Genomic DNA, 627 nt, shown 5'->3' with positions numbered 1-627 from the left:
TGAACCGCCCCGACTTTATCGGAGAGTGATTTACTTGAGTCAGGCAGCAATGCCTGACAGGGTTAAATTATCATAATACCGCTTTTCAAACTCAAAGGGTGACACATATCCAATCGTGCTATGCAAACGGGTTTTATTAAACCAGTCCACCCACTCAAGGGTTGCCAGTTCAACATCGTTCACACCAGTCCAGTTCTGCTTTAAATAATGAATCACTTCAGACTTGTAAAGCCCATTGACCGTTTCAGCCAGTGCATTATCGTATGAATCGCCAGTCGTGCCAACAGAGGCGATCACGCCAGAGTCAGCCATCTTATCTGTGTAGCGAATGGATAAGTACTGAACCCCTCGATCACTGTGATGAATCACATCTTTGGGATGGTTTCTATCTGCTATTGCTTGATTTAAAGCCGCCATCACCATATCGGTGTTCATGCGATTAGAGACTTTCCAGCCGACGATAGCACGGGCAAACACATCAATAATAAAAGCGGTATAGACCCAGCCGCTAGTTGTTTTTATATAGGTAAAATCTGCAACCCACAGCTGGTTAGGACGATAAGCGCTAAAGTTACGATTGACTAAGTCATCAGCGCGCTTTTGGTCGTCACGGCTGTTGGTGGTAAT

The 627-nt window shown here is 45.1% G+C and carries 1 protein-coding gene; it reads right to left on the bottom strand.

The window, feature by feature from the left end:
- Positions 1 to 39 precede the first annotated feature (39 nt).
- On the bottom strand, positions 40 to 627 hold a 588-nt coding region (locus AC2FA3_RS15070; RefSeq protein ID WP_490510295.1), incomplete at its 5' end, for an IS3 family transposase.

This window comes from Janibacter sp. CoH_79_TC_3, from assembly GCF_058197955.1.
Note: the sequence above shows the minus strand (reverse complement) of the source record. Positions and strands in the feature narration are given on the sequence as shown.